This window comes from Alphaproteobacteria bacterium (genome assembly GCA_023898745.1).
Classification (GTDB): domain Bacteria; phylum Pseudomonadota; class Alphaproteobacteria.
Window position 1 is genome coordinate 697306 of sequence record CP060237.1, and the last position, 23579, is coordinate 720884.

Below are 23579 nucleotides of genomic sequence, written 5' to 3' on the forward strand. Positions count from 1 at the left end.
GCAATAAAGTCGATTCGTGATGACGGTGCGTCTAAAGCATTATACAAACGCCCCAATTTTGTTTAAACTAAACTAAAAGCAAATAGCCCCTCAATTCAATGAAGTTCACGTTAGACTGGTTAAAAGATCATATTGATATCAAAATTTCCCCCGAAGAGATAGAAAGAGACTTAGTCAATGCTGGGTTAGAGGTTGAGTCATGCGTCAATGAAGCGGCAAAATATGAAGGGTTTGTTTTAGGGCAAATTGAGGAAATTGAGAAACATCCAGATGCGGATAAATTAAACTTATGTTTGGTGAATATTGGCGCAGAAAAAATGAAAGTTGTATGTGGTGCGCCCAATGTGAAAATTGGTTTGAAAGTTGTATTTGCTAAAGTTGGTGCAGTTATTCCATCTACAGGCGATGTGTTAAAACCAGGTAAAATTCGCGGCATTGAGAGTAGGGGTATGCTGTGTTCTGCGACAGAATTAGGTCTTGGGGAAGGTCATGATGGTATTATGGAGCTTGAAACGAATTTACCCTTAGGCAGTGCGATTGCTGAGGTATTAGAGCTCAACAATGTGACATTTGATTTAAGTATTACACCCAATCGTTCAGATTGTTTTAGTGTTCGAGGTATTGCAAGAGAATTGGCCGCATCCCAAGAAGTGGAGTTAACCCCACTTTCTCCGAAATTGGCTGGATACAAAGAACAAGACATTATACATCCAGATTGTGAGCAGTTTTATATTGCGCACATCACAGGAGTGAAGAACAAACAAAGCCCAGAGTTTATTGAAAAACGCCTAAAGGCAGCAGGCATGACACCTAAGAATTTTTTGGTGGATATTACAAATTACCTAGCGTTAGATTTGGGTCAGCCCCTGCATATTCATGATGCAAGCGTTGGGGTGGAGTTTAGCGCGCGACATGCCAGAGATGGTGAAAAAATGACAACGTTAAAAGGACAGGATTTAACACTCACAAAAGATGATGTTGTGATCACAGCACAGGACAGGCCAGTGGCGTTAGCTGGAATTATGGGTGGTATAGAATCAAGTGTGACAGATTCAACCGTAGATATTATCGTGGAATCTGCGCTGTTTGATCCAATTAAAATTGCTTTATCAGGGCGTCGTTACAACATTTTGTCTGAATCCCGCACACGTTTTGAGCGTGGTGTAGACCCTGAAATGGTGTCTTATGCGTTTTATAAAACCATAGAAATGGTGCTAGCAAATTGTGGTGGAACTGTGAAGTTTATCCAAAAAAAGCATAAAAAAGTTGAGGAAAAAATAGTAGAATTCCATATGAAAACTTTTGAAAAACGCTGTGGATTCTCCTTGTCTGCTGATAGGGCGGCTGAGCATTTGATGCGTCTTGGTTTTGGCGTTGTGATTCGTCATCACGAGGTGAGTGAAGTTCGCCGTGGTGATCCAATTGAGGTGGTCACGACCTCTTCAAGACCTCGTCATGACGGTGTTTTGATGATAACCGTTCCATCATTCAGGCATGATGTGGAAATTGAGGAAGATATAGTAGAAGAATTGCTCAGACTAGAAGGTTTAGAAGCTTTGGAATCGCAAGCATTGCCACTATGGCCTGTGGTGTTAGAGCAAGATGAAAACGTGAAACAAAAACTTATCAATAGGGGGCTGTATGAGGTTTATACCTGGTCCATGTTAAGTGAAAAAGAGTATGCTTTATTTTCAAAAGATTCACCTAGAGCGATTGATAACCCTATTACGCAAAATCTAGCTGTTATGCGCCCTTCAATTCTTCCAGGATTGTTAAATGTGGCTGTACATAACCAGTATAAAAGACAAAACGTTGTTGGGTTATTTGAGGAAGCGAAGGTATATTCAGAAAAATCTGGCGAGCAAAGAATGATCGCAGGGTTGCGAGCAGGACAGTTTAATGACAGAACATGGCATGAAAAACAAAGAAAAGTTGATATTTTTGATATCAAGGCAGACTGTATGAGTGTTTTGCCAGAAGTAAAAATGCAATTAACTCGGGAAGCGCCTGCGTATTATCACCCTTTAAGGAGTGGCGCATTGAAGCAAGGAAAAAACGTATTAGGGTATTTTGGTGAGTTGCATCCCAAAATCGTGAAGGAGTTTGATATAAAAGGCCCAGCGGTAGGGTTTGAGGTATTTTTGGACAATTTGCCACGTAAGAATAGCAAGGTAAAATTACCAGAGTTATCGTCTTATCCAAGTGTACCAAGAGATTTATGCTTTATCATGAAGCAGAATGTTATGGCGGTAGATGTTGTTTCAGAAGTTGAAAAAATTGATCGCGCGTTGATACACGATGTATCTGTGTTTGATGTATACGAATTACCAGATGGTCAAAAATCTGTAGCATTTGATTTTTATTACCAATCTATGGAAAAAACGTTGAGCGAAGAGGAAATTACGGCGTTGACGGATAAGATCATCAAGATGATGAAAGATAAGTTTGATGCGGAGCTGAGGGGCTAAACGTGTTTTTGTTGAAAAATCTGTATTTTGGATTAGGCGGAGGTATAGAGCGGTTTGGTCGTCCGATTAATAGTATGAAAATTGCAGATGAGCATGGTGTTATGAAAGAGGACAGGCAATGGACTCAAAAAGGAAAAGTCCTCAAGTTTGAAGATAATTCTGATATTATGTTTCCCTGGTTGGGGTTTGTAGGCATGACACTTCCTTACGACCAAACTTGGAAATTAAATGCAGAATTTTACTTAGGCGGATCAGGATTATTTGCTATATATCGAGGCGGATTAAAGGTTTTAGCTCAACACTCGACAGGTTTTGGTATAGGCGGCGGAATTGAGGGCGTTATATATCCTAAGGCCTATCAAAAAGTTGGAGACTTAAAGTGCATTTTATCAACCACCAAAACAACAGCTTCTGGCGCTGAAGAAAAGGGTGATTTTTTGTCTTATTCAAAATTTTATATCTTTGGATCCGCATGTTATACAAAAAAACTATTTGAGACAGAGCAACAAAGTCATTTGTTAAGATTTGAAGTGCAAGGCTTAATTGGAGGGGGGTATTCAACTCCTAATATCGTTGTTTCAAAAGTAGATGGTAGTGATCCTAAAGAAACTGGAGGAAAATCTATTTTGCACCAAATTGATTATGGGGCTCATAGAGTTGTTAGAGGTGTTATTTCTTATATATTGATGCACTGATAGGAGGAGAGAAGAATGTTAATATTTTGTTTGTTTTGTAGAGAGATTCCTGACATACACGAAAATTCCGGTATTTTTCGGGGGGTCTCTAGAGAAAGTGGTGAAAGTTGGGTTGGTGAAGGTGGTACACCAGCATCTAAGATGGAAGCGGCTTTTGGATCTAAATTATCCAAAACAGAGCTTCAAACTTTAGCATTTTTATTAGACACCATCGTTGAAGAGAAGCTGAAATCTCAACCCCTTTCATCCTCTTCTGCGTCCTCTAAAGCAAAATCAACCTCTGCTGTGTTGGTTGAAGAGGAGGAAGAATTTAAAAAAACATTGCGAGAAAAATTAACCAATCCAGAAGCGGTGTTTGCTTTTTTGAATGAAGAGATTGATGGGCAAAAGGAAGCTAAGGAGGTGCTTTCAAACGCACTATACTATCATTTTACGAATAGATTTTTACATAACAATTATGATGAGGTTTATACTTCACTGTTATTAGGTCCAAGCGGTTCAGGCAAAACCGCCTCTGTAAAAAGGTTAGCAAAATTTTTAGATTTGCCTTTTGTTGAAGTTGACGCCACAAATTTAACACCTTCTGGTTGGGCGGGGGATGATATTGAGAAGGTTGTTGCTAGTAGATTAGCCTTACAATCTGGTGGAAATCCCAGCAAGGCTCGCAGAGCGATTGTGTTTATAGATGAAGTAGACAAATTGCGCATCAAGCCTGGAGATAAGGATGGGCAACACTTGAAAGAGGGTGCACAGCAGGCTCTTCTAAAATTATTAGAAGGTAAAAAGATTGTTGTGAGTGGTGAAGAAGTGGATACGAGGGATATACTTTTTATTTGTGCAGGGTCTTTTCCCGGTCTTACAAGCCTGATAGCAAAGCGTGCTGGAGGAGTTGATGCGCCGGGAAGGCTTCAAGAATTTCAGACAAAGGATTTGCAAGACTATGGATTTATAGTAGAGTTTTTAGGGCGTATTTTTGAAACTGCTGTGTTAGATGCTTTAGATAAGGATGGCATGAAGAGGGTTTTGAAAAAATTAATTAAAAAGCGCGCAACGACATTAAAGGATACGGAAGGAGTAGCCTTAACATTTGAGTCTGGGGCGGAAGATGAGATTGTTAATAGAGCTTTTAACGATCCAACAGGCGCAAGAGTGTTATCGCGTTTATTGAAGAAGGTTATGCATGAAGATCTTTTCAAGATTCAAGACTATAAGAGTAAAACATTAACAATTACTCAAGCAAAAGTAAAAAGCAGTTTAGGTATTTCGTAAATTTATGGGCTAAATCCACCTTTATTTAGCACCTTTCTCAAATTTCATGCTACTATGACCATAATAGATCTCAACATCGCATTAGACCATTGAAGCAAGGCGCATTTGACCTTTCATTTCCTAAGGATTATTCGGATAAGAATTTCTATGTAGATTCTTACAATGAAGATGCGTATCGTTGGATCAAAATCTGGCCACAGAAGAAGTTTGATCATATTCATTTTGCCTGTATACATGGACCTAAAAGTTGTGGAAAATCCCATTTGATGCATATCTGGAAGCATTATTGTAAGGCAACCATCATAGAAAAGATCGGTCAATCGCCTTATGATCTGGTAGAAAAAAATAAGTTTTTCATTTTGCCACATATTGATGAAATCAAGGACCATCGGTGGTTGTTTTATCTGTATAATGTATTTTTGCAGCATAAATGTTATTTGCTTACCACCGCATACAAGTCTCCAAACTTATGGAAAGCTGAAACAGAAGATCTAAAATCTCGTTTTAAAATGTTCTATCCTGTAGAGATTAAGCGCCCTGAACATCTAGATGTGTTATTGAGAAAGATGCTGAAATCACGCGGATTAGCCATGTCTGATTTTCAGATTCAATATACTTTGCGGCGTATCGAGAGATCGTTTAATAGTTTATATGAATTTGCGGCAAAAGTTGATGAAATTCAACAGACAACAGGGCAATTGAAGTTTAAGGATGTGGTGAATTTATGTTCGTAAGGTAGGGTGTAATGGCGAGCAGAGCGTGCCATCCATGGATCACCACGTCGCTGCGCTCCTCGTGATGGCACTTATTGCTTTAATTCTCGGTGTTTAGATCGCTCCCACTCGCGTTTCTTAATCGTCTCTCTTTTATCATGAATTTTCTTACCTCTTGCTAAGGCGGCTGCAAGTTTCACGAGACCTTTTTGATTAAAATACATTTCCAGTGGAACAATCGTTAGTCCTTTTTCTTTCACACGCCCCATCCATTTTTTGAGTTCACGCTTGTGCATTAATAATTTTCTTGGCGCTTTAGGTTCATGTTTTTCTAATGAGCCCTTATATTCAGGGATATTGGCGTTAAAAAGATATAACGCACCTTCCATTTCTGCCACATGTGCTTCTTTGATGCTTACGCTATTCATTCGGCAGGATTTAACCTCAGATCCTTTGAGAACAACTCCAACCTCAAGGTTTTCTAAAAGTTCATATTCAAACTTGGCACGCCTGTTTGTTGCAATCACCTTGGAGATCATCAAGCGGTCCTTTCAGTTGCGCCAAAACAGAGTCTTTTATTGGCATTAATGGAAATCTTAGCTCATTGTGGCATTCATGACGTAGTGACATCAATCCCTTTACCATAGATGGGTTGCCTCCTTGATTGAGTAATTCGATGTATGCGTTTAATTTTTCGAAATCATGTGTTTCGAAAAAATCCTTCATTAACTTTGGCGCAAGATTACCAACAACCGAAATACAGCCGTTGCCACCTTTTTTCACATAATCCAAAAGCGCGGAATCCTCCCCGCAGAATAACCCTTTGCTTTTGTTATAAGATGCAAGCGCTTCAATGCGTGATAGGTCTACGTTTGAATCCTTTAACCCTATGATTCTTGGATGTTTAAATAGGATTTTGATAGTTTCAACTTCCATATTTACACAGCATCTGCCAGGAATATTATAAAGAATAATATTTGCCTGCGTATCTTGTAACAATCTCTCATAAAACGCGATAATTCCTTCTTGTGAGGGTTTAATATATGGTGGTGGAGTGACCAAAATAGTTTCATAAGATGGATCAATTAACTCCAGAAGGTGATTGTAATTAAAATGTGAACAGCCAACCACAAGTGGTATTTTATGCCCCACGATAGACTTTGCTGTATGAAAAATATGCAATCGCTCCTCTTTGGATAAAAGCATACCTTCACCTGTGGACCCGCATAAGACAAGACCATCTGTTTTTGCATCCAGGTGTTTATGAAGAAGTGCAATAAGAGCATCTGTATCAACTTGGTTGTTATGCAGTGGTGTGATGAGTGCAGGAAAGGAGCCTTTGAGCATGGTAGAAGTAAACAAAAATCTTTTCCGTATAGTAACTTTTTTTAACTAGGAATGCTACTAGGTTGGGGATTGCGAATAAAATATAGATGCGTCATTACGAATCCGCCGTAGGCGGATGTGGTGATCCAAGAAAATATGAATGGCTATGATTTTCTAACGAAAATCTCGCCACGACGGTCGTTTTTCTATATTTTATTCGCAATCCCCTAGGTTATTGTATTTTTATAAAGGGCTTGGTACACTTGTCTTGTTTGTTCAAATGGTGAAATATGTTTTTTTTAATGGCCAAGGTCTATTTTGGATATGGAATAGGTTTTAATTATTTACATAGATCTGTTCAAGCGGATGAAACAGATGCAGTTGTTCTGTCATCGCTAAATATTAAGAAAAAAGACACTAAATTAGGTTTGATGGCTGTTGGTGATATTTTTTATCCTTTTAAAGAAAATATATGGAATGTGCCTGCATTTTTAAGTTTAGGTGTTAATTATTCAGTTAATACGAAGCTAAAAATGTGGTTTGAGTTATTTTTAGGAGGTGATATGATACCTCCAGCAGATAAATTAGGGCCGTATGGTGTGAAATGTTTATTTGAGTTTGATAAGCCGAATATGTTTTTAGGTTTTGGGGTAGAAGGTGCGCTACATTTAATGCAAAATTTTACAGGCAAACCAGTGCATAAATATAAAAGTGACAAACCAGAAAAGGCTCGTTTTTACGTGGTGAGAAATAATCAGGACATTAGAGAGTCAACTTTTGACAAATTGAAGGACAACTTGGGTTATCATAAAATTTATCCTTTCGTTACAATAGGAAAGCATTTTAAACTCTCAGATGATAGTATGTTGGTAAGAGCTGAAATGCAGTTTTTGGTTAGCTCCAAAACATCTATTAAGGATATATGGATTAACTCATATCGCAATGAAGCAGGGTCATTTTTTCATATTCCAAAGAAATTTGCTGCACCTGTTTCGTCGCCGATTGATAAAATAGATTTTGGATACCATATCCAAGCGCGTTTTATATTAAGTTTGGTAAAAATGTATTAAGGGGAATGTGATGATTTTTTTATTTTTATATGGAGAAGAGGAAAAGCCTGAGTTTGTTGAGCCTGGTTACGCTTCGCTTATGTATACTTTGTGGGGAGACAGTGCTCCAGATAGTGAGTGGCAGCGTGAATATGATGCTGCTTACGCTGATTTTGAGAAAGAGTATCGGGGAAGACATGGTGGTAGCACCCCACAGGCCGATTGGGATACTTTTAATAAAACATTTCCAGGGATAGAATTAAATCGCGAAAATATAGGTAGTTTTGCGGATGCATATAAAGGATTGCAAGAGTTATTTGCTAAAGCCCCTTCTTTTAAAAACACATCTTTTAATAGCAATGATTTAGTAGAGGCTCTGAAGAACAAAAATTTCACTTTCTTTCGCAATGTAGTTACAAAAACAAAGCCAGAAGTAAAAACATGGTATAGAAAAACATCCCTTACGTTTCACCCTGATAGAGTAAGGACGGAAGACTCATCAGACAGATCAGTATGTGAAGAAATATTTAAATTATTAGGTTTAATTAATAGCTGGAATGATGGCAGAGCGGATCCTGACAGAAGCGCAGCACACTGATCGTATTTTTGCAGATATCTTGATAAACGTTATTGAATTTTTAGCAAAAATCTGTATTTAATATACAAAGTAATTCAAAGAAAAATATAAAAATGTCAGATAAAGCAAGAGCATTAGACGCAGCTCTTTCCCAGATTGAAAAAACCTTTGGGAAAGGGTCTGTGATGAAGTTAGGTCAAAGGAAAGTTGAAGATGTAGAAGTCATTTCTACAGGGTCGCTAACCATTGATATGGCGCTAGGTGTGCAAGGTTTACCAAAAGGAAGGATTATCGAAATCTTTGGTCCAGAGTCTTCAGGAAAAACCACGCTTACCCTTCAAGTGATTGCAGAAGCACAAAAGAAGGGGAGTATATGCGCATTCGTTGATGCGGAGCATGCGCTAGATCCTGTTTATGCTAAGAAATTAGGCATTAATTTAGATGAGCTTGTGATTTCACAACCAGATACGGGTGAGCAAGCATTAGAAATTACAGATACGCTTGTAAGAAGCGGTGCAGTAGATGTAATCGTGGTAGACAGCGTTGCTGCCCTAGTGCCTAAAGCTGAAATTGAAGGTGATATGGGTGATTCTCATATGGGTCTTCAAGCGCGCCTTATGAGCCAAGCTTTGAGAAAGATCACAGGATCTGTTTCTAAAACGGGTTGTATGGTTATTTTTATTAACCAAATTCGTCAAAAGATCGGTGTAATGTTTGGAAATCCTGAAACAACAACAGGTGGTAATGCACTTAAATTCTATGCGTCTGTGAGGTTAGATATTCGTCGCATTGGTGCTTTAAAAGATAAAGAAGAAGTGATTGGGAACCAAACGCGTGTGAAGGTTGTGAAAAATAAGATGGCACCTCCGTTTAAAACAGCTGATTTTGATATTATGTATGGCGAAGGTGTATCTAAGATGGGTGAGATCATTGATATTGGTGTAAAAGCGAATATTATTGAAAAAGCTGGTTCTTGGTATTCTTATAACGGAAATAAATTGTGTCAAGGGCGTGAAGCATTAAAACAATATCTGAAAGACAATATAAAGTTATCTGATGAAATTGAAGGTAAAATCAGAAAAAATGTAAAGCCTGAGATTTGTGATGTGGATGTTACGGTTGAGGAGAGTGCGTAACGGAGGTCGTCACAAGGCGCGAAGCGCCGTGGTGGCCCATGATGGATGGTCACAACTTGCTGTACAAGTTTCGCCATGACGATTATGTCGATGAATGTATTCATAGAAGCGTTAAGAGCAAACAATCTCATCATTCTTCCCACAGAAACTGTATATGGTTTAGGTGCCAATGCGTTATCTGATGAAGCGGTTCTAAAAATTTATAAAGCCAAAAATCGCCCCACAAAGAATCCTCTCATTATTCATGTAGCCTCGCTAGAAGAAGCGATGAAATACGGAGTGTTTAATGAAGACAGCTTAAAGCTTGCAAAGCATTTTTGGCTACCGGCCAAAACGGCTAACTCTTTAACTCTGGTTGTTCCAATAAAATCTGGCACAAAACTATCAAAATATGTCACAGCAGGGCTGGATACTGTGGCAATCCGAGTGCCAAATCATCCTGTTGCCTTAGAGCTGTTAAAACAATGTAATTTTCCTGTAGCTGCTCCAAGTGCTAATATCTCGACACAATTAAGCCCTACACAAAAAGCGCATGTTATGCTCAAGGATATTCCGATATTAGAAGGTGGATTTGCTCAAGTGGGAATAGAGTCTACAATTGTTGAAAATACAACCATTTTGAGGCCGGGTATCATCACAAAGTCTATGTTAGAAACGGTATTGCAAAAGCCTGTTGTCATCTCAGATGGAAAGGTGATTAAGGCCCCTGGTATGACCAAAAGGCATTATGCACCTCAAACACCTGTTGTCATAGATTCAATCTTGTACGATCCCGCAACAGAAGCGCGCTTAGGCTTTGGTAAAGATAATCAATGTACGCTTAATTTATCGATCACAGGTGATATAAAAGAAGCGGTGCGTAATTTATTCGCTTATCTTCATGAGCTAGATCAAAAGGGGTATACACGCATACATATTGCGCCTTTGCCTAAGGATCAAGAATTGAGTATAACTTTATATGATAAGCTGCACAGAATGATAGGATAGAAATGAAAAAAATTGCAATTGTAGGCGCAACAGGAAATGTTGGGGAAATTATCGCAAAGAAGCTTAAAAACAAGGCGGATTTAACGTTATTTTCTTCAAAGGATGCTCTGAACTTTAAAGGATTTGATATTTGTATATTTGCTACACAAGATGATGTGTCAAAGCAATTTGTTCCAGAGGCGCTAAAAGCAGGCGCGACTGTTATTGATGCAAGTTCTTACTATCGTTTAGAGAAAGATGTTCCATTGATTGTGGCGCCGGTAAACGGCACAGAAGTTAGAAAAAAGCTGATCTCAAGCGCAAACTGTATTGCATCACCTTTATCATTAGCTTTAAATCCTATTAAATCATTTGGAATTGAGTCTATTCATGTATCAACCTATCAATCGATTTCAGGCGCTGGTAGAAGCGCTCTAGAGAAATTTGAGAAAGAAAAAGTGCTTAATTTAACACCTCAGATCTCCAGTATGATGGATGATGGTGTGACGCAGGAAGAATATAAAATTATTCATGAAACACAAAAGATTTTGAATTTGGAGTGCGATATGAGTGTGATAGCTGTGCGTGTTCCGGTCTTAAGAGGGCACTCTATGAGTGTGAGTGTTAAGTTAAAGCAACAACTCACACTAGAACAGCTGTCTGATATATACAGGCATATAAAAGAAATTCAGTTTTTAGGGCAAGAATACAAAACACCAGCTGAGATTGAGGGTTCAGATCTTTTGTATATTGGGCGTGTACGAATCAATGCCCTAGGGGTTCATATGTGGTTATGCTCCGATAATCTGCATCGAGGGGCTGCGCTTGATGTTGTAGAGATTGTTGATCTATTATTAAACGCGAAGTAAATAAAAATTAATTTTTATATATTAATATATTTGCAAATAAATAATTATATTATATAATTACTTATGGTAGACCAAATTTAACAAACCTAACGGAGGCTATATATATGAAAGTGGATCGTTTATGTCGCAAGTTTGAAAGAATTCTTGATGATAATTCTTCATACGATCATGGGGCAGTAAAAAGTTATTGCAATGAAACATTTACCCCAAATGGCACAAAATTTGCAGGAAGTCCTGCGTTTGCGGCTTTCAATAACACAGCAGTTACCAGCTCTTCTAATACAAAAACTGCAAGAGTAAAAGATGATGACGACAGCTGTTCTTACGGAAAGGCGGTTATTGTTGGTATAATCGTTGGTGCAGTGATTGCTGTGCTTATTTTATTTCTTAACGTTGCGGTTTCAGCATAGCTAGCGCATTATTTTATTTTATAAACCAAACGGTTTATTGTGATTATGGAAACAATTGCTGATAGTATAAAAACTATAACAGGCATGATTCCAAATATCGCAATTGATGAAAATTCATAGAGAAAAGATAAGAGTTGTTGTTTAGATATATAGCCATTTCTTGCAAAGGCTAGGATATTTAGCAATATTATTGTGCCTACAAGCACACCAAAAAAATACTGCCTTAAAAAATACCATTTCACTTTTTTTATTAAATGCAGCTTTGTCGAGCCTAACAAAAGAACGGTTTGAAATGTTCTAAGATTATGCGTTAAAAAATGATGCGTTGCCACAAGGATGAGAATGATCAACAGAGCCCCGAATAAGTAGAAAAAGTATTTTGCAACATTAAGGAGTATATGAGAGAAGGGTTCTATAACTTCCATATCCTTTATCATAAGACCAGAGGTTTCCGAAAAAAGCTTATCTAACGTTATATTCTCAGTTTTAATATAATATTCATGCTCATGACCTCGCTGTTGACTCAGCTTAAATGCATCTATTTCATGTGAGTTTTTCAACTCTTCTTTGATTGTTTCGCTTGGGTTGTCCACTACTGACGTTATTGTGATTTTATGTGTAAAAGGATTGGAAATTTGATTGATACGATCAGAAAAATCAAACATATTACTAAGCAAAATCCCTAAAAATATCACGATAAGCGCAGGAAGAAGAATAAGACTAGAGGCTCCGGATGCTTTTTTGAGGTACATTTTTTAAAAGCTTTTATTTTATTGTTGCACGTTTTTTATGAGGATATGCAAGCGCTGCACAAAAGAGGTGTCATGTTTTCTGTCATGGCGAAGCCCCAAAGGGGCTGTGGCCATCTGTTTTCTGCAAATGGATGGCCACGACTTGCGTTGCAAGTCTCGCCATGACGGTAGAAAAGCAGTATCATACAGAAAAAGCCTCCAATCAAAATAATGAAGCGTCTTGCTTATTTTTTCTTATTTTTTTGCTCAATTGTTATGTTTCCTTATTTTTACTCTCAATCGCAGAAAAAAGAAAAGATCTATATTTGCACTTGGGTGGATATGATTCCAAATTCTGTGATCAAGCAGTTTGAGCAAGAAACAGGCATAAAGGTTTTTTATGACTTTCTTGATAACAGTGATATTTTAGAAGTTAAGTTGTTTACCGGAAATCCAGGGTATGACATTATGACACCTTCAGCAATGCCACATTTGCACCGGGGAATTGAAATGGGGATTTTTGAGAAGTTAGACAAAAAGAAGCTTCCAAACCTTAAAAATATTTCTGAATCCGTTTATGAAAAAATAAAATCTGTTAAAGATTACGGGATTGTATATGGGTTTGGAACATTTGGATTACTATATAATTCAGAGGTTGTGGAGCGCATTTTTCCTGTAGTTGATTCATATGAGATGCTGTTTGATCCTGAAAAGATCAAAAAAATTGCCCCTTATGGCGTGGCTTTGAGCGATGAATGGCAAGATGTTTTGACATCAATTTTGAATTTTTACAAGACAGATGATATGAAAAAGGCTTACAAGGTTTTGAGCAAGATTCGTTTGCATATCAAATATTTCAACGTCTCACGACATGCAAATGATTTTGCTATGGAAGAAATTGTTGTGTCATTTACCCCAAACCACGAAGCCATAAAGGCTGTGAAGTTTTCGGAAAATAAAAAGTTTAAGTTTATGATCCCGAAAGATGAAAAGAATTTTTGGTGTGATACGTTAGCTATTGTGAAAAAGGCACCGCATTTAAAGAATGCCTATAAATTTATCAACTTTTTGCTTAGACCTGATATTGCTGCAAAAATTACAAATGAGACTTTGTTGCCTAATGGTGTGTCTTATCAATATCGACATTTGGTGAGAGAAGATATTCGCAACAATAAACAGCTATTTTTAGATGATATTGAGAAGTATCATTTGCATAAAACAATGACGTTGAAAGAGTATCGCGAGGTGTCAGAGAATTGGATGCGAATTGTGATGCGTTAGTTACTGAAATGCCGTCATCATGAAGAGCGAGGCGAGTTGCTGAAATGTCGTCATCACGATCTGATTCATCCTCACGAGTTAAATATGCGCAGATGTCATCACGAGCCTTGCGTAGCAAGGCGTGGTGATCCAGAAAAACATGGATGGCCACGATTTTCTTTCGAAAATCTCGCCATGACGGTCGCTGTCTATTAATTTCTCTAGAAGAAAAGCCTGCATGGTTAAGTATTGAAGGCTTTTTTGGATTTTAGAAAACTCGTGGGGACGGGTCAGATTACGAGGAGCGAAGCGACGTGGTGATCTATCTATTTTGTGGATGGTCGCGGCTTTCTGATGGAAACCTCGCCATGACGATCATCCAGTTGCTTCTTTCCCATATCTGAAGCAATACGGCGTTTAATATTCTTTTTTAAAGCTTTTGCAAGACGGTCCTTTCTGTCTTGCTTCATCCCATTTTTACCAATTTCCAGTCGCCCGTTCTTTTCAGATTCTTATTTTTTTCGCTCAAGCGTTTTTCGAATACAAAAAAGTCCACAACATTATCTGTAAACTCTTCCATTTCAGGACCTGAGATAACCTGTTCGCTTTGAAATTCAGCTTTAATAGATACAATATTGCCGCTTTCATCTTGTTTCACTTCGATATCGCGAATTTCACAAGATGGCTCATTTTTGAATGAATGGGTAAAGTTTGTGCTGTCACGTTCTTTGATACTTGCCTTTAATGATTCTAGAATGTCATTGTTTACTTTAGGTGCGATTGTTTGCAAGGTTCCTGTGGAGAAACAGCTATAAATTTCCTTGAAAAATGTTAAAAATTCTTGTTTCAAATCATCTTTTTGCTTATTAATGCTTTCAACCAAATCTTCTGGTGTAGAAGGGGTTTTGCTAGCAGGTTTTTTAGGGAGTTTATCCGCGTAAGCTACGATAAGATAAAGCGTGCAGAACACGATAAATAGGTAGAGCATACAAAAAACTATGTCTTTCTATAGAGTCAGGATAGAACGAATTTGTTGACGATGTCAAAAGTGTGGAGCAATCAGGAGATGGTTATCACTCCGTCATCTTCCGAAGGTAGACTCAAGAAGATCCTTCGTTTTACTCAGGATGACGTAGGATTTGAGATGCGTTGCTTGTTTTTTTATTTGTAAATGTTTTGATCAATCCGAATATTGGCGGAAGTCGCATGAGTTGCAATATAGAGGCGAAGGATGTTGCTGACTATAGGTTTTTAGAGCAACAGATTCAGTTGAGGCTCAAGTTTTAGATCTGGTTCAAGCATTTCATGTTTTAAGAGAGGTAGATTTTGACAAAAAAAACTTAAAAAAGAAACTAATGGCATAACTATAAAAGAAGTAACTGATACGATTGCTAAAGTGAACGCTTTATAAGATATAACGTGAGCACTGACCACAATAATTAATTATTCAAACAACCACAAGAAAAAGTGGTAAACATGGAACGTACGAGTTAGCAATGGATGTTTATGTATCACATCAATGGTTGCGCCCTAAGGAAGATTAACCTTCCCTTAAGCAAAAACCTATTCTACTATAAACAAAACATCCCAAAACTCACCCATGTTTTTTCTTTTTCTCTTTCCCAAGTTAACTCAAGATAAGGTTGATCATTTTATTCATCACATAAAAACACAAAAAGAAAAACACAACCTGCCAGGAACATTATTCATTGGCATCGTACATAACAACAAACAAGAGCAGTATTTTATCGGCAAATCTTTTCCAGATAAAGAGCAAACAGTTATTCCCATTGCATCCCTTACAAAAGCCATCACCGCACATCTCATTTGTATCCTTGCGCATAAAGGTTTTCTAAGTCTTGAGGATCCGCTCAAAAAATATTTTCCAGATCTCAAACTTCCACATGATGCCCCACTTACCATTAAAGATATATTAGCGCAGCGCATGGGTGTGAAATCCTTTTCTGGAGAATCGTTACTCTTACTTGGATTTTCCTTAGATGAAATTTATCAAAAGACCAAATATTTCCAAAAAAATAAACGACCAAAAGTTGATTTTTCTTATCAAAACTTTTTCTTTGGTTTGTTGGAGAGGGTGATAGAAAAAACCACAAATAAAACCATCAATGAAGTGGCAAAAGACTATATTTTTGATCCACTTGATATGAAATCAGCACACTATCTTATGCCTAAAAAATGGTGGCAATTCTGGCGCAAAACGCCAAATTTCCCGCCATTTTATGTATATGGCCCTACACAGACACAGCTTAGCGCTGATCTATATAAAGCGCGTGCAAGCATGGGTGTGGTAATGTCATGTGCGGATATGATGAAATGGCTTAAATATTCTATGACCCAAAAAGATACACTTTTGCCTAAAGAGATTCTCAATGAGGTTTTTGGAAATCTAGCGTCTTTTGAGCCAAAGTCATATGATACACAGTTTGCCTTGAAGCGACTCAAGGGAAGAATCAACTATGGTTTGGGTTGGTATAACATGATGTATGCTGGGCATAAGATTTATTTCCATATGGCATCTCGTGTGGGTATTAGAGCTTATATTGCCTTTGACCCTAAAGAAGAGTTTGGGTTAATTATTTTTCATAACTATGGCGGGTTAGAAATCAACATGTTGCCAGAGGCGGTGCGCGCGAAGTTTTTGGATATTGCCTATGATTGCCCTGAATATGACTGGATAGAAGAAGTAGCGCAGAGCAAAAAAGAATATATTAATAGTGTAAGATCCAGTTTTGAAAGTGAGAAAATGTTTCCAACTCCAGCTGGACCGCTGGATCAATTTGTTGGGTGTTACGAGCATGCTATGTATGGCATAGCTGAAATTACCAAGAAAAATGATAAGCTTTATATGAAATTTCATGGCGCAATATATCCATTAACGCATCATAATGGTAATAAGTTTATTTATGGATCTAAAACTTTAGGTGCCTTTGATAAGTGGATTTATTTTGGTTACAACAAAAAAGCACAGATGACGCTGCAAAGTAGTGCGATGTATGAAGGGGAATCACCGTTGTTTGTTAAGATATCCTAGCTATACGCACCGTCATGGCGAATCCGCCGTAGGTGGATGTGGCCATCCATCCGTCTTTGCTAATTTTACCAAAGGTAAAATTTAGCTACGACAAGATCTATCGAGTCGGAGTGTGCGAAGCGTATGTCTCGCCGAAGCGCAAAGAAGGACAACGACCGTCATGGCGAGATTTTCGAAAGAAAATCGTGGCCATCCATGTTTTTCTGGATCACCACGCCTTGCTATGCAAGGCTCGTGATGACGTCTGCGCATATTTAATTCGTGGGGATGAATCAGCTCGTGATGACGGTTGTTAGTTCATCTTTAAGGATGACGTTGCGCCACCCCTCCAAAAACACATTCTTCTCAAGTGGGGATTTCACCAATTTCGCAATTTCAAACGGATAATTCATATATCGTTTAGGGATATCATTTTGCTTCGCTATTTTGAAAATTCGCTTAGCCATTCGTTGAAATTGGATAACATCTTTGCCGGTCATGTGCAAAAACATGTCTCTTGGTATATGACAATCCCAAAACATAGTATCTGGCGTCATATTATGAATCACCATATCCTTATAAACGCGGCGCCTAGGGATGTTCTTAAATCTTGCATAATGCTCACGCCACAATACCAACTCTCGCTTTAGATCTAGGTAGCGATTTTTGGGATGAAAAAAATTTTTCTTAAAATAATCTAATCCCAGATCAGTAATTTGACTAAATATTACCGCAGATTCCTCTAAAACCCAATTATATCGATGCTTCTCTTTAAGTTTTTTCTTAAAATTTTTATAGATAGGTATTAAATAATGCGCATCATTATATGCATATTGAATGGCGGTTTCTTGTAAAGGGCGCTTGCGCCAGTCTAAGCTTTGATGTTCTTTATCGATTTCTATATGGCAGACATCTAAAATCACCTCAGATAAGCTTGCGCTATCGCGATACCTTAAAAAATCACAGGCAATTTGAAGGTCAAAAATAGGAGATAGAAGGATATCATACTGATAAAAAATTGCCTCCATGTCCTGACGACCAGAGAAAAAAAGCTTTAAGATATCAGTTGTATTAATTTTTTCTAAAAGTGGCTTAATATCTACTGTAAGCGGGTCAATAACAACAGTTTCTTCAATGGAGCTTATTTGAAATAAACATACAATAGGAAAAAAGGTATCTTTGCGGATAAACTCCACATCGATACCTACATAAAAACTTGGATTAAAACTTTTTAACCAACGATCAAATGCGTCTTGATCATTGATAAACATTAACCTTGACGTGCCTTAAATCTTGGATTTTTCTTACAGATAACATATAAACGCCCTTTACGTCTTACGATTTGGCAGTTCTTATCTCTGGATCTTAATGTTTTAAGAGAATTTGCGACTTTCATTTTTTCTTATTTTCCCATATCCTACTTAAATATAGCGAATTTGATGATGAAACACAATCTATCCCTTCGTCATTCTAAGTGTAGTGAAGAATCTTCTTAATATATTAAGAAGATTCTTTCGCCTCCAATTCAGGATGACGTGATTTTAATGAATCATTGGAGGTAATACTAAATACGTGAATCCAAAAGCCATGATTCCAGCCAATAAATCATCCAGTACTACAGCAAGAGCGTGGGTTTTTTTGTGTGACAAAAGATACTGGTCAATTGGACGGATAGGGACTGGTTTCCAGATGTCGAACAACCGAAAGAATAAAAATCCTAAGATTAAAGAGAAAGCGTTCCAATAAGGGCAAAATGCTTGAATTAATAGTAAGCACAGCATTATTCCGAGAAACTCATCTATAACAATCCAGCTAGGATCAAGCTCTTCATTGTAAAATGAAATAAAAAAAACACTAACAATGCTTAATACAAATAAAAACATCCATGACATATGGATAAATACACAAAATAAAAAACCTAGGATACTTCCAAAGGTGCCAGGGGCAAATGGGATATACCCTAGGTAAAAACAAGAAAGAAAGGCGCGAACACCTTCTTTGAACATTATTTTTTGTTTACAGCTTCTTTGAATGCTTTTCCAGGTGAGAAGCGTGGCAAATCCATAGCAGCGATTTTGATTACTTCACCAGTCTTTGGGTTTCTTCCTTCACGAGCTTTTCTTTTGGAAATTTTGAAGCTTCCGAATCCTACGAAAGAAGCGTCACTTCCCTTTTTCAAAGATTCGATGATTGATGAAAAAACGGAATCAACAGCTTGAGTTGAATCTTTTTTTGTTAATCCAGTGTCTTTCATTACACGAGCAATAAGGTCTCCCTTGTTCATATTTAGTCTCTAAAATAGATTTTCTCTAAGGACAGACTACACAAAAGCACTAGTCTTGAAAAGGGGTTTTAGTTGATTTTTTCGACTTTTTTCAACTTTTTTTAGAAAAAAAAGCATGCTCTCCTAAAAATAGGGGTAGGTGAAGGTAAAACCTTGGATAAACGGTTCGAATTATTAAAAAAAATTAACCATGCGCTGCTCTGTATTTCTTTAACACAATGCAGCTCTGCTGGATCCGATGTTAGTCAGCAAGGAGCAGAGATAAAGAAGACCAAACGTCTATATCAATTTCATTATGTACAAAGAGGGGAGGGGCTATCTAATATTGCAAGGCGATATGATATGTCCGAAAAAGATCTGCTTCACATCAATCAAATGAAAAGCTCTAGACAGGTATATTTAGGACAAAGGTTGCATGTACATAAGAAGAATTTTGATGAATTTAAAACAATTCCAATTGTTGAGGGTGATCAAGCAAATGAGTTTACCGATCTAAATGTTGATAAAGCAAGAACAAAGGAATCGCTAGAGTTTGCAGAGGCAAATAAAGAGACGACTGATAATATTAAACATGCTTTGTTATTGCCTCTTGTGGGTATTGGCGCTTTGGTAGCTGGGGCTGGAAAGGCACTTTCTTCTCTTTTTAATAAATCTGCAGAAGCGGGTACAGGCAGTTTCTTTGGCGGGTCTTCTTCTGGTGGAGGAGGGGATTTGCCTTTAGCAGACGGAAATGGTGGTGGTAGTGATATTGACTTGCCTACATATCCTGCTACGCAAACTGCGAAACCTAAGTTGCCTGTTTCCGATAATAACATTCCTGATATTTTCAAATCTTCAAAGCCCGCTACTCAAGAAGATACAGGCATGGATCTCTTAAAAAAAGGCGCAGCATTGGCTGTGGGAGGTGGAGTATTAGGTTTAGGTATGTGGGGTGTGAGTAAACTTTTAGATAAGAGTAATGAGAATAGAGCGAGAATTGAAAAAGAACTCTCTCATGAAGCTTGTGTGCGTATGGCAATGGGTTGGCCGCTTAGTTATCAAGATAGAAAGTTTACCTATGTAAATCCTAAACTTAAAGAAGCTGGCATTTTTATTAAAAACACCCAAAGAGAGTTGTTTGTTGTGCCGGCGTTTCCTGGAAAGATTATTGATATACAGAAGCCAAACAAGAGAGATGATCGATACACAGTAACCATTAAACATGGTTGCAATAATCTAGTGACCGTATATGGAAATCTTAGAATTCCGTTTGAAGGCAATGTGAAGCCTGAAGATTTGGTAGATGTATATGTGTCAAGAACTGACCCAATTGGTTTGATTGATCCGGATACAGATTTATTTTTTGCTGTGAAGCAGATACAGCCAGGAAAAGACGCGGATAGTGTTAATTATGAATTCCAGCAAGTCGCCAAACGAACAGCTCGTCTTATGAGGGATTCGCAAGTGCAAAATGGAAAAATAGAGGTTGGTGGTATGTATTTTGAGGTTGCGGATAACGGAAAGGATTATTACCATAAAACACTTTTATTTAAGAAAAAAAGAGTGACAGATATTTATCAAAAAGACCCGCTTGCATTTTTGCCAGGCCGCTCGTTGTCACATTTACACAGCAGCAAATAATTTTTGCAACTCTTGCGTATCATACATTTCTCGTATGATATCACTTCCGCCAATAAATTTTTGTTTTATATATACCTGCGGTAGCGTTGGCCAGTTTGAAAATTCTTTAATATTTTGACGGAGCTCTTGATCTTTTAAGACATCCAAATCTTTAAATTCAATATTAAGCTGTTTAAAAATTTGCACAACAATTGCTGAAAAACCACATGCAGGGAAATCCTTAGTTCCTTTCATAAATACAACTACATCATTTTCATTTATAATTTTTTGAATATCTTTTTTATTCATCTCTTGTTCCTTCTATTTTTAAGCTAAGAGCATGGATTTCATTTCCAACCCAACTTCCTAAAATGGCGTAGATTTTTTGATGTTGCTCGATGCGTGATAGGTTGTTAAAACATTTATCTTTTACAGATAAGGTGACATGATAATCATCACCGGCAACCTGAATCTGCGCATCTGGCAGATGTTGAAGAATTTTTTCATAGACTTGCTGTTTCATATGATTGGAAAAATGAATGCCTTTTCTTATTATAATGGAGTGTAATTTTTAATACTATTATTAAGTTTGTTGACTCTTAAAACCCAAAAAACTCTTCATTTTGGTGTAGTATTTAATGATATTATCTTTTAAAAGATATCTTATAAGTGCTTTAAAGCTCACGATGTTCACATCAGTCGTGATGCACATCTTCTTAACAATCTTAATCCATATAGGGCTAAAGGAAATCGATAAAACAGTCAAACCAATGATTTGCATCTCTTCTTCGCCTAATAAGATCTTTAAACTTTTTGCTTTACTGACAAGCAAGAAAGAAAACTCTCCAATTTGCGCTAAAAGAATACCAACAATTAAAGCATCTGACCAGGATAAACGGAAGAGCCTCAATAGGAGGGTGTTTGCAATGGATTTTCCAACTGTAACAATAAAAAGAAATGCTATGAAGCTCCATAGATTCTGCAAGAGGTATTGAAAATCAATCAACGAACCGACAGAAAAGAAGAATACGGTGAGCAAGATTGTTTGAATGGGTTTAATTTTATTCAAGAGTATTTTGCGTTGTTCTGTATTCCCTAAAAATAATCCAGCCAAAAAAGCCCCTAAAGGTTGAGAAAGTCCAATTTGGGAAGCAATCCAAGATGCTGCAACACAAAAAGTAAATGAGGTCAGAGTAACTAGCTCTGTGTCATTGAACACAACCCGTGAAAAAGGAAGGGAGATGTTTTCTGTTGTAGTAAGAAATAATATTAGCCCTATGATGAGCATAAAAGAAAATACAATTTTAAGGAAAATTTCAGGACTAAAATGTCCATGTGTCATGCTTTCCAAAAACATAATCATAGGAATAATAGCAAGATCTTGTGCTACGAGAATAGCAATTGTTCGTTGACCGTTCTCAGTATCGGTTTGTTTGAGTGTTTCAAGGATTTTGACGATGACGCTGGTTGATGACAGAGCCACAATAAATCCAAATAGCACGGTTAGAATCATGCTCCATTTAAAATAAAACGAGAGAGCATACATCAACAAGAAACTTATAAGAATTTGTCCTAAAGACGTTCCCAGGGCAATTTTCCATATATTTTTAAGTTTATTGAGATGTAACTCGAACCCAACCGCAAACATCAGAAATATAATTCCCAACTCAGAAGCAAACGAAATTGTTTCTCTTGATGAAACAACAGCGAATCCTGAAGGTCCCAAGACCATGCCGCATAAGATATAGCCTAAAATAGGTGGTTGTTTAACCCATGAAAAAATCAGCCCTCCAGCTAACGCAAATAAAACAATAAGCGTTATTTGTGTTAACTCTAGGTCCATAGATTCTTTTTTCACATATTATAGTTAATTCTAGTACAATTTATCGTTGCGAATCTATATAAAATTTAAACTAATTTATACATACTCAAGGATTTAGCGATATGTTAATTTGTTTGTGACTGAGATAATATGACCTATATCCTTTCGAATGAAACAAAAAAAATAATGTGGACCGCGAAGAAAATTGCAAAGATACTTAATACTCCATATGAAGGGCGAGATATTGAGGTTGAAAACTTCCATTTTGATACGAGGTTGTTGGGTAAAAATGACTGTTTTATTGCTTTGGATAAGGGTCATGAGTATCTAAAAAATTCTGGTGCTGTGTTAACAATTGGTGAGCATGATGCAGATTTAATTGTGAAGAATTCCCATAAGGCGTTGTGGCAATTGGCAGAATATGCGCGAGATCATAGTAAAGCAAAGAGAATTGCAATTACTGGAAGTGTCGGAAAGACAACAACTAAGCATTTTCTGCATCAAGCATTGTCGCAAGTTTATAAAAATGTTGTTGCATCGGATAAGAGTTATAATAATCACATTGGCGTTCCATTAACGTTAACAAAACTAAAAGAAGATACGGATATCGGGATTTTTGAAATAGGTTCAAATCATCCTGGGGAAATTGCCCCGTTGAGTAAGCTGGTTCAGCCTGATATTGCGGTGGTAACAAATATTTCTGAAGCACATATTGGAAATTATAAAGATGGTTTAGAGGGCATTCGAAAAGAAAAGTTTTCTATTAAAGATGGGTTAAAGAAAGAGGGAATTTTTATCGGTCCAGATGTAATGTTTCAAGATGTGGATGTATCTTTTCCTCAAGAGCACCATAAAAAAAATCTTTCTATTGTTATAGAAATTTTAAAAGCTTTAGGTATTTCACTGCATCAAATTGATTTTTCAAAATTAACCGTACCCTCTTCGAGAGGCAAGATTCACAAAATCACTCTAAACGGAAAGCGACTTACAATCATCGATGATGCATATAACGCACCATATCTTGGCATGAAGGCCGCGCTATATGAATTGTCGAAATATCAGGGCAGAAGGGTTGCTGTGTTGGCTGATATGGGTGAATTGGGCGAGCATGAAGACAGATTGCATAAAGAGATAATAAATTATGCAAGGTCCTTAAGTATTGATGAAATTATTCCATGTGGGTCGTTATTTGCAAAGGTCTTAAAAGTAAAGCCTGTAGACAAGGCAAATCTTTTGGAATGGTTCAAAGATGGTGATAGCATTTTATTTAAAGGTTCTAATGTAAGCGGTTTAGGGCGTGTTGTGCAGAAAATTTTAAATAAAATTTGAAAATTACAAAAGATTTGTGATAAAAAATTTTTAGTGACGTTTGAG

Annotated in this window: 27 protein-coding genes; 15 read left to right on the top strand and 12 right to left on the bottom strand. The window is 37.3% G+C overall.

From position 1 onward, the window contains the following. The first annotated feature begins 98 nt into the window (after positions 1 to 98). The 4 genes from H6850_03460 to H6850_03475 all read left to right on the top strand — a co-directional run bounded on the left by H6850_03460 (position 99) and on the right by H6850_03475 (position 5166). A complete protein-coding gene (locus tag H6850_03460; protein ID USO02144.1) occupies positions 99 to 2468 on the top strand; it encodes a phenylalanine--tRNA ligase subunit beta in 2370 nt (789 codons plus the stop codon). A 2-nt stretch (positions 2469 to 2470) separates the two neighbouring features. Next, on the top strand, positions 2471 to 3163 hold the full coding sequence (locus H6850_03465; protein ID USO02145.1) for a hypothetical protein: 693 nt from the start codon (positions 2471 to 2473) through the stop codon (positions 3161 to 3163). Between the two features lie 15 nt (positions 3164 to 3178). Beyond that, a complete protein-coding gene (locus H6850_03470) occupies positions 3179 to 4432 on the top strand; it encodes an AAA family ATPase (protein ID USO02146.1) in 1254 nt (417 codons plus the stop codon). An 89-nt stretch (positions 4433 to 4521) separates the two neighbouring features. Then, positions 4522 to 5166, top strand: coding sequence for a hypothetical protein (locus H6850_03475; protein ID USO02147.1), 645 nt, complete (start codon positions 4522 to 4524; stop codon positions 5164 to 5166). 71 nt (positions 5167 to 5237) lie between these two features. Here H6850_03475 and smpB read toward each other — a convergent pair whose 3' ends face one another. Together smpB and H6850_03485 are read right to left on the bottom strand one after the other, a co-directional pair. Continuing rightward, positions 5238 to 5684, bottom strand: a complete 447-nt coding sequence (smpB, locus tag H6850_03480; GenBank protein ID USO02148.1) for an SsrA-binding protein SmpB — start codon at positions 5682 to 5684, stop codon at positions 5238 to 5240. Continuing rightward, positions 5641 to 6492, bottom strand: coding sequence for a dihydrodipicolinate synthase family protein (locus tag H6850_03485; protein USO02149.1), 852 nt, complete (start codon positions 6490 to 6492; stop codon positions 5641 to 5643). Before H6850_03485 ends, smpB begins: the two co-directional genes overlap by 44 nt. A gap of 269 nt (positions 6493 to 6761) precedes the next feature. On the opposite strand from H6850_03485, the gene H6850_03490 reads away from it, so the two are divergent. The 6 genes from H6850_03490 to H6850_03515 all read left to right on the top strand — a co-directional run bounded on the left by H6850_03490 (position 6762) and on the right by H6850_03515 (position 11478). Continuing rightward, the gene (locus H6850_03490) at positions 6762 to 7541 is read left to right on the top strand and encodes a hypothetical protein (GenBank protein USO02150.1); all 780 of its coding nucleotides are present in this window, start codon (positions 6762 to 6764) and stop codon (positions 7539 to 7541) included. A 10-nt stretch (positions 7542 to 7551) separates the two neighbouring features. Beyond that, positions 7552 to 8118, top strand: a complete 567-nt coding sequence (locus H6850_03495; protein ID USO02151.1) for a hypothetical protein — start codon at positions 7552 to 7554, stop codon at positions 8116 to 8118. Positions 8119 to 8210: 92 nt separating this feature from the next. Next, positions 8211 to 9233, top strand: coding sequence for a recombinase RecA (recA, locus tag H6850_03500; GenBank protein USO02152.1), 1023 nt, complete (start codon positions 8211 to 8213; stop codon positions 9231 to 9233). Between the two features lie 75 nt (positions 9234 to 9308). Further along, complete coding sequence (locus H6850_03505; protein ID USO02153.1) at positions 9309 to 10220, top strand: threonylcarbamoyl-AMP synthase; 912 nt, start codon at positions 9309 to 9311, stop codon at positions 10218 to 10220. 2 nt (positions 10221 to 10222) lie between these two features. Next, on the top strand, positions 10223 to 11068 hold the full coding sequence (locus H6850_03510; GenBank protein USO02154.1) for a hypothetical protein: 846 nt from the start codon (positions 10223 to 10225) through the stop codon (positions 11066 to 11068). Positions 11069 to 11172: 104 nt separating this feature from the next. Beyond that, positions 11173 to 11478, top strand: a complete 306-nt coding sequence (locus tag H6850_03515; GenBank protein USO02155.1) for a hypothetical protein — start codon at positions 11173 to 11175, stop codon at positions 11476 to 11478. Positions 11479 to 11486: 8 nt separating this feature from the next. Here H6850_03515 and H6850_03520 read toward each other — a convergent pair whose 3' ends face one another. Then, positions 11487 to 12230: a hypothetical protein gene (locus H6850_03520; protein USO02156.1), complete on the bottom strand. Its 744-nt coding sequence runs from the start codon at positions 12228 to 12230 to the stop codon at positions 11487 to 11489. Positions 12231 to 12485: 255 nt separating this feature from the next. Between H6850_03520 and H6850_03525 the strand changes: the two genes are divergently transcribed. Further along, a complete protein-coding gene (locus tag H6850_03525; protein USO02157.1) occupies positions 12486 to 13490 on the top strand; it encodes an extracellular solute-binding protein in 1005 nt (334 codons plus the stop codon). A 305-nt stretch (positions 13491 to 13795) separates the two neighbouring features. Here the strand turns inward: H6850_03525 and H6850_03530 are convergent, their stop codons facing one another. Continuing rightward, positions 13796 to 13939 (bottom strand): hypothetical protein, encoded by a 144-nt coding sequence (locus H6850_03530; protein USO02158.1) that lies wholly within the window; start codon positions 13937 to 13939, stop codon positions 13796 to 13798. Further along, on the bottom strand, positions 13936 to 14457 hold the full coding sequence (locus tag H6850_03535) for a TIM44-like domain-containing protein (protein ID USO02159.1): 522 nt from the start codon (positions 14455 to 14457) through the stop codon (positions 13936 to 13938). Before H6850_03535 ends, H6850_03530 begins: the two co-directional genes overlap by 4 nt. 161 nt (positions 14458 to 14618) lie before the next feature. Between H6850_03535 and H6850_03540 the strand changes: the two genes are divergently transcribed. Both H6850_03540 and H6850_03545 read left to right on the top strand, forming a co-directional pair. Further along, positions 14619 to 14756 (top strand): hypothetical protein, encoded by a 138-nt coding sequence (locus H6850_03540; protein USO02160.1) that lies wholly within the window; start codon positions 14619 to 14621, stop codon positions 14754 to 14756. A gap of 313 nt (positions 14757 to 15069) precedes the next feature. Beyond that, positions 15070 to 16521: a serine hydrolase gene (locus H6850_03545; protein USO02161.1), complete on the top strand. Its 1452-nt coding sequence runs from the start codon at positions 15070 to 15072 to the stop codon at positions 16519 to 16521. A gap of 272 nt (positions 16522 to 16793) precedes the next feature. Here H6850_03545 and H6850_03550 read toward each other — a convergent pair whose 3' ends face one another. The 4 genes from H6850_03550 to H6850_03565 form a co-directional block, all read right to left on the bottom strand. After that, positions 16794 to 17771, bottom strand: a complete 978-nt coding sequence (locus tag H6850_03550; protein USO02162.1) for a hypothetical protein — start codon at positions 17769 to 17771, stop codon at positions 16794 to 16796. Continuing rightward, on the bottom strand, positions 17771 to 17896 hold the full coding sequence (gene rpmJ / locus H6850_03555) for a 50S ribosomal protein L36 (protein ID USO02163.1): 126 nt from the start codon (positions 17894 to 17896) through the stop codon (positions 17771 to 17773). Before rpmJ ends, H6850_03550 begins: the two co-directional genes overlap by 1 nt. Positions 17897 to 18041: 145 nt before the next feature. After that, a complete protein-coding gene (locus H6850_03560) occupies positions 18042 to 18506 on the bottom strand; it encodes a phosphatidylglycerophosphatase A (GenBank protein USO02164.1) in 465 nt (154 codons plus the stop codon). Further along, complete coding sequence (locus H6850_03565; GenBank protein ID USO02165.1) at positions 18506 to 18784, bottom strand: HU family DNA-binding protein; 279 nt, start codon at positions 18782 to 18784, stop codon at positions 18506 to 18508. The genes H6850_03560 and H6850_03565 overlap by 1 nt, the downstream gene beginning before the upstream one ends. A gap of 153 nt (positions 18785 to 18937) precedes the next feature. Here H6850_03565 and H6850_03570 point away from each other — a divergent pair, with 153 nt between their 5' ends. Continuing rightward, positions 18938 to 20404 (top strand): LysM peptidoglycan-binding domain-containing protein, encoded by a 1467-nt coding sequence (locus H6850_03570; GenBank protein ID USO02166.1) that lies wholly within the window; start codon positions 18938 to 18940, stop codon positions 20402 to 20404. On the opposite strand, the gene grxD is transcribed toward H6850_03570, so the two are convergent. Genes grxD through H6850_03585 form a run of 3 tightly spaced genes read right to left on the bottom strand, consistent with a single transcriptional unit; the run spans position 20387 to position 22241 of the window. Next, on the bottom strand, positions 20387 to 20692 hold the full coding sequence (gene grxD, locus H6850_03575; GenBank protein ID USO02167.1) for a Grx4 family monothiol glutaredoxin: 306 nt from the start codon (positions 20690 to 20692) through the stop codon (positions 20387 to 20389). The genes H6850_03570 and grxD overlap by 18 nt on opposite strands. Further along, positions 20685 to 20906 (bottom strand): BolA/IbaG family iron-sulfur metabolism protein, encoded by a 222-nt coding sequence (locus H6850_03580; GenBank protein ID USO02168.1) that lies wholly within the window; start codon positions 20904 to 20906, stop codon positions 20685 to 20687. The genes grxD and H6850_03580 overlap by 8 nt, the downstream gene beginning before the upstream one ends. A 60-nt stretch (positions 20907 to 20966) precedes the next feature. Then, positions 20967 to 22241 carry a cation:proton antiporter gene (locus H6850_03585; GenBank protein ID USO02169.1) on the bottom strand — a complete coding sequence of 425 codons (1275 nt, stop codon included), beginning with the start codon at positions 22239 to 22241 and terminating at the stop codon, positions 20967 to 20969. 114 nt (positions 22242 to 22355) lie between these two features. Between H6850_03585 and H6850_03590 the strand changes: the two genes are divergently transcribed. Continuing rightward, positions 22356 to 23534: a UDP-N-acetylmuramoyl-tripeptide--D-alanyl-D-alanine ligase gene (locus H6850_03590; GenBank protein ID USO02170.1), complete on the top strand. Its 1179-nt coding sequence runs from the start codon at positions 22356 to 22358 to the stop codon at positions 23532 to 23534. Positions 23535 to 23579 lie beyond the last annotated feature (45 nt).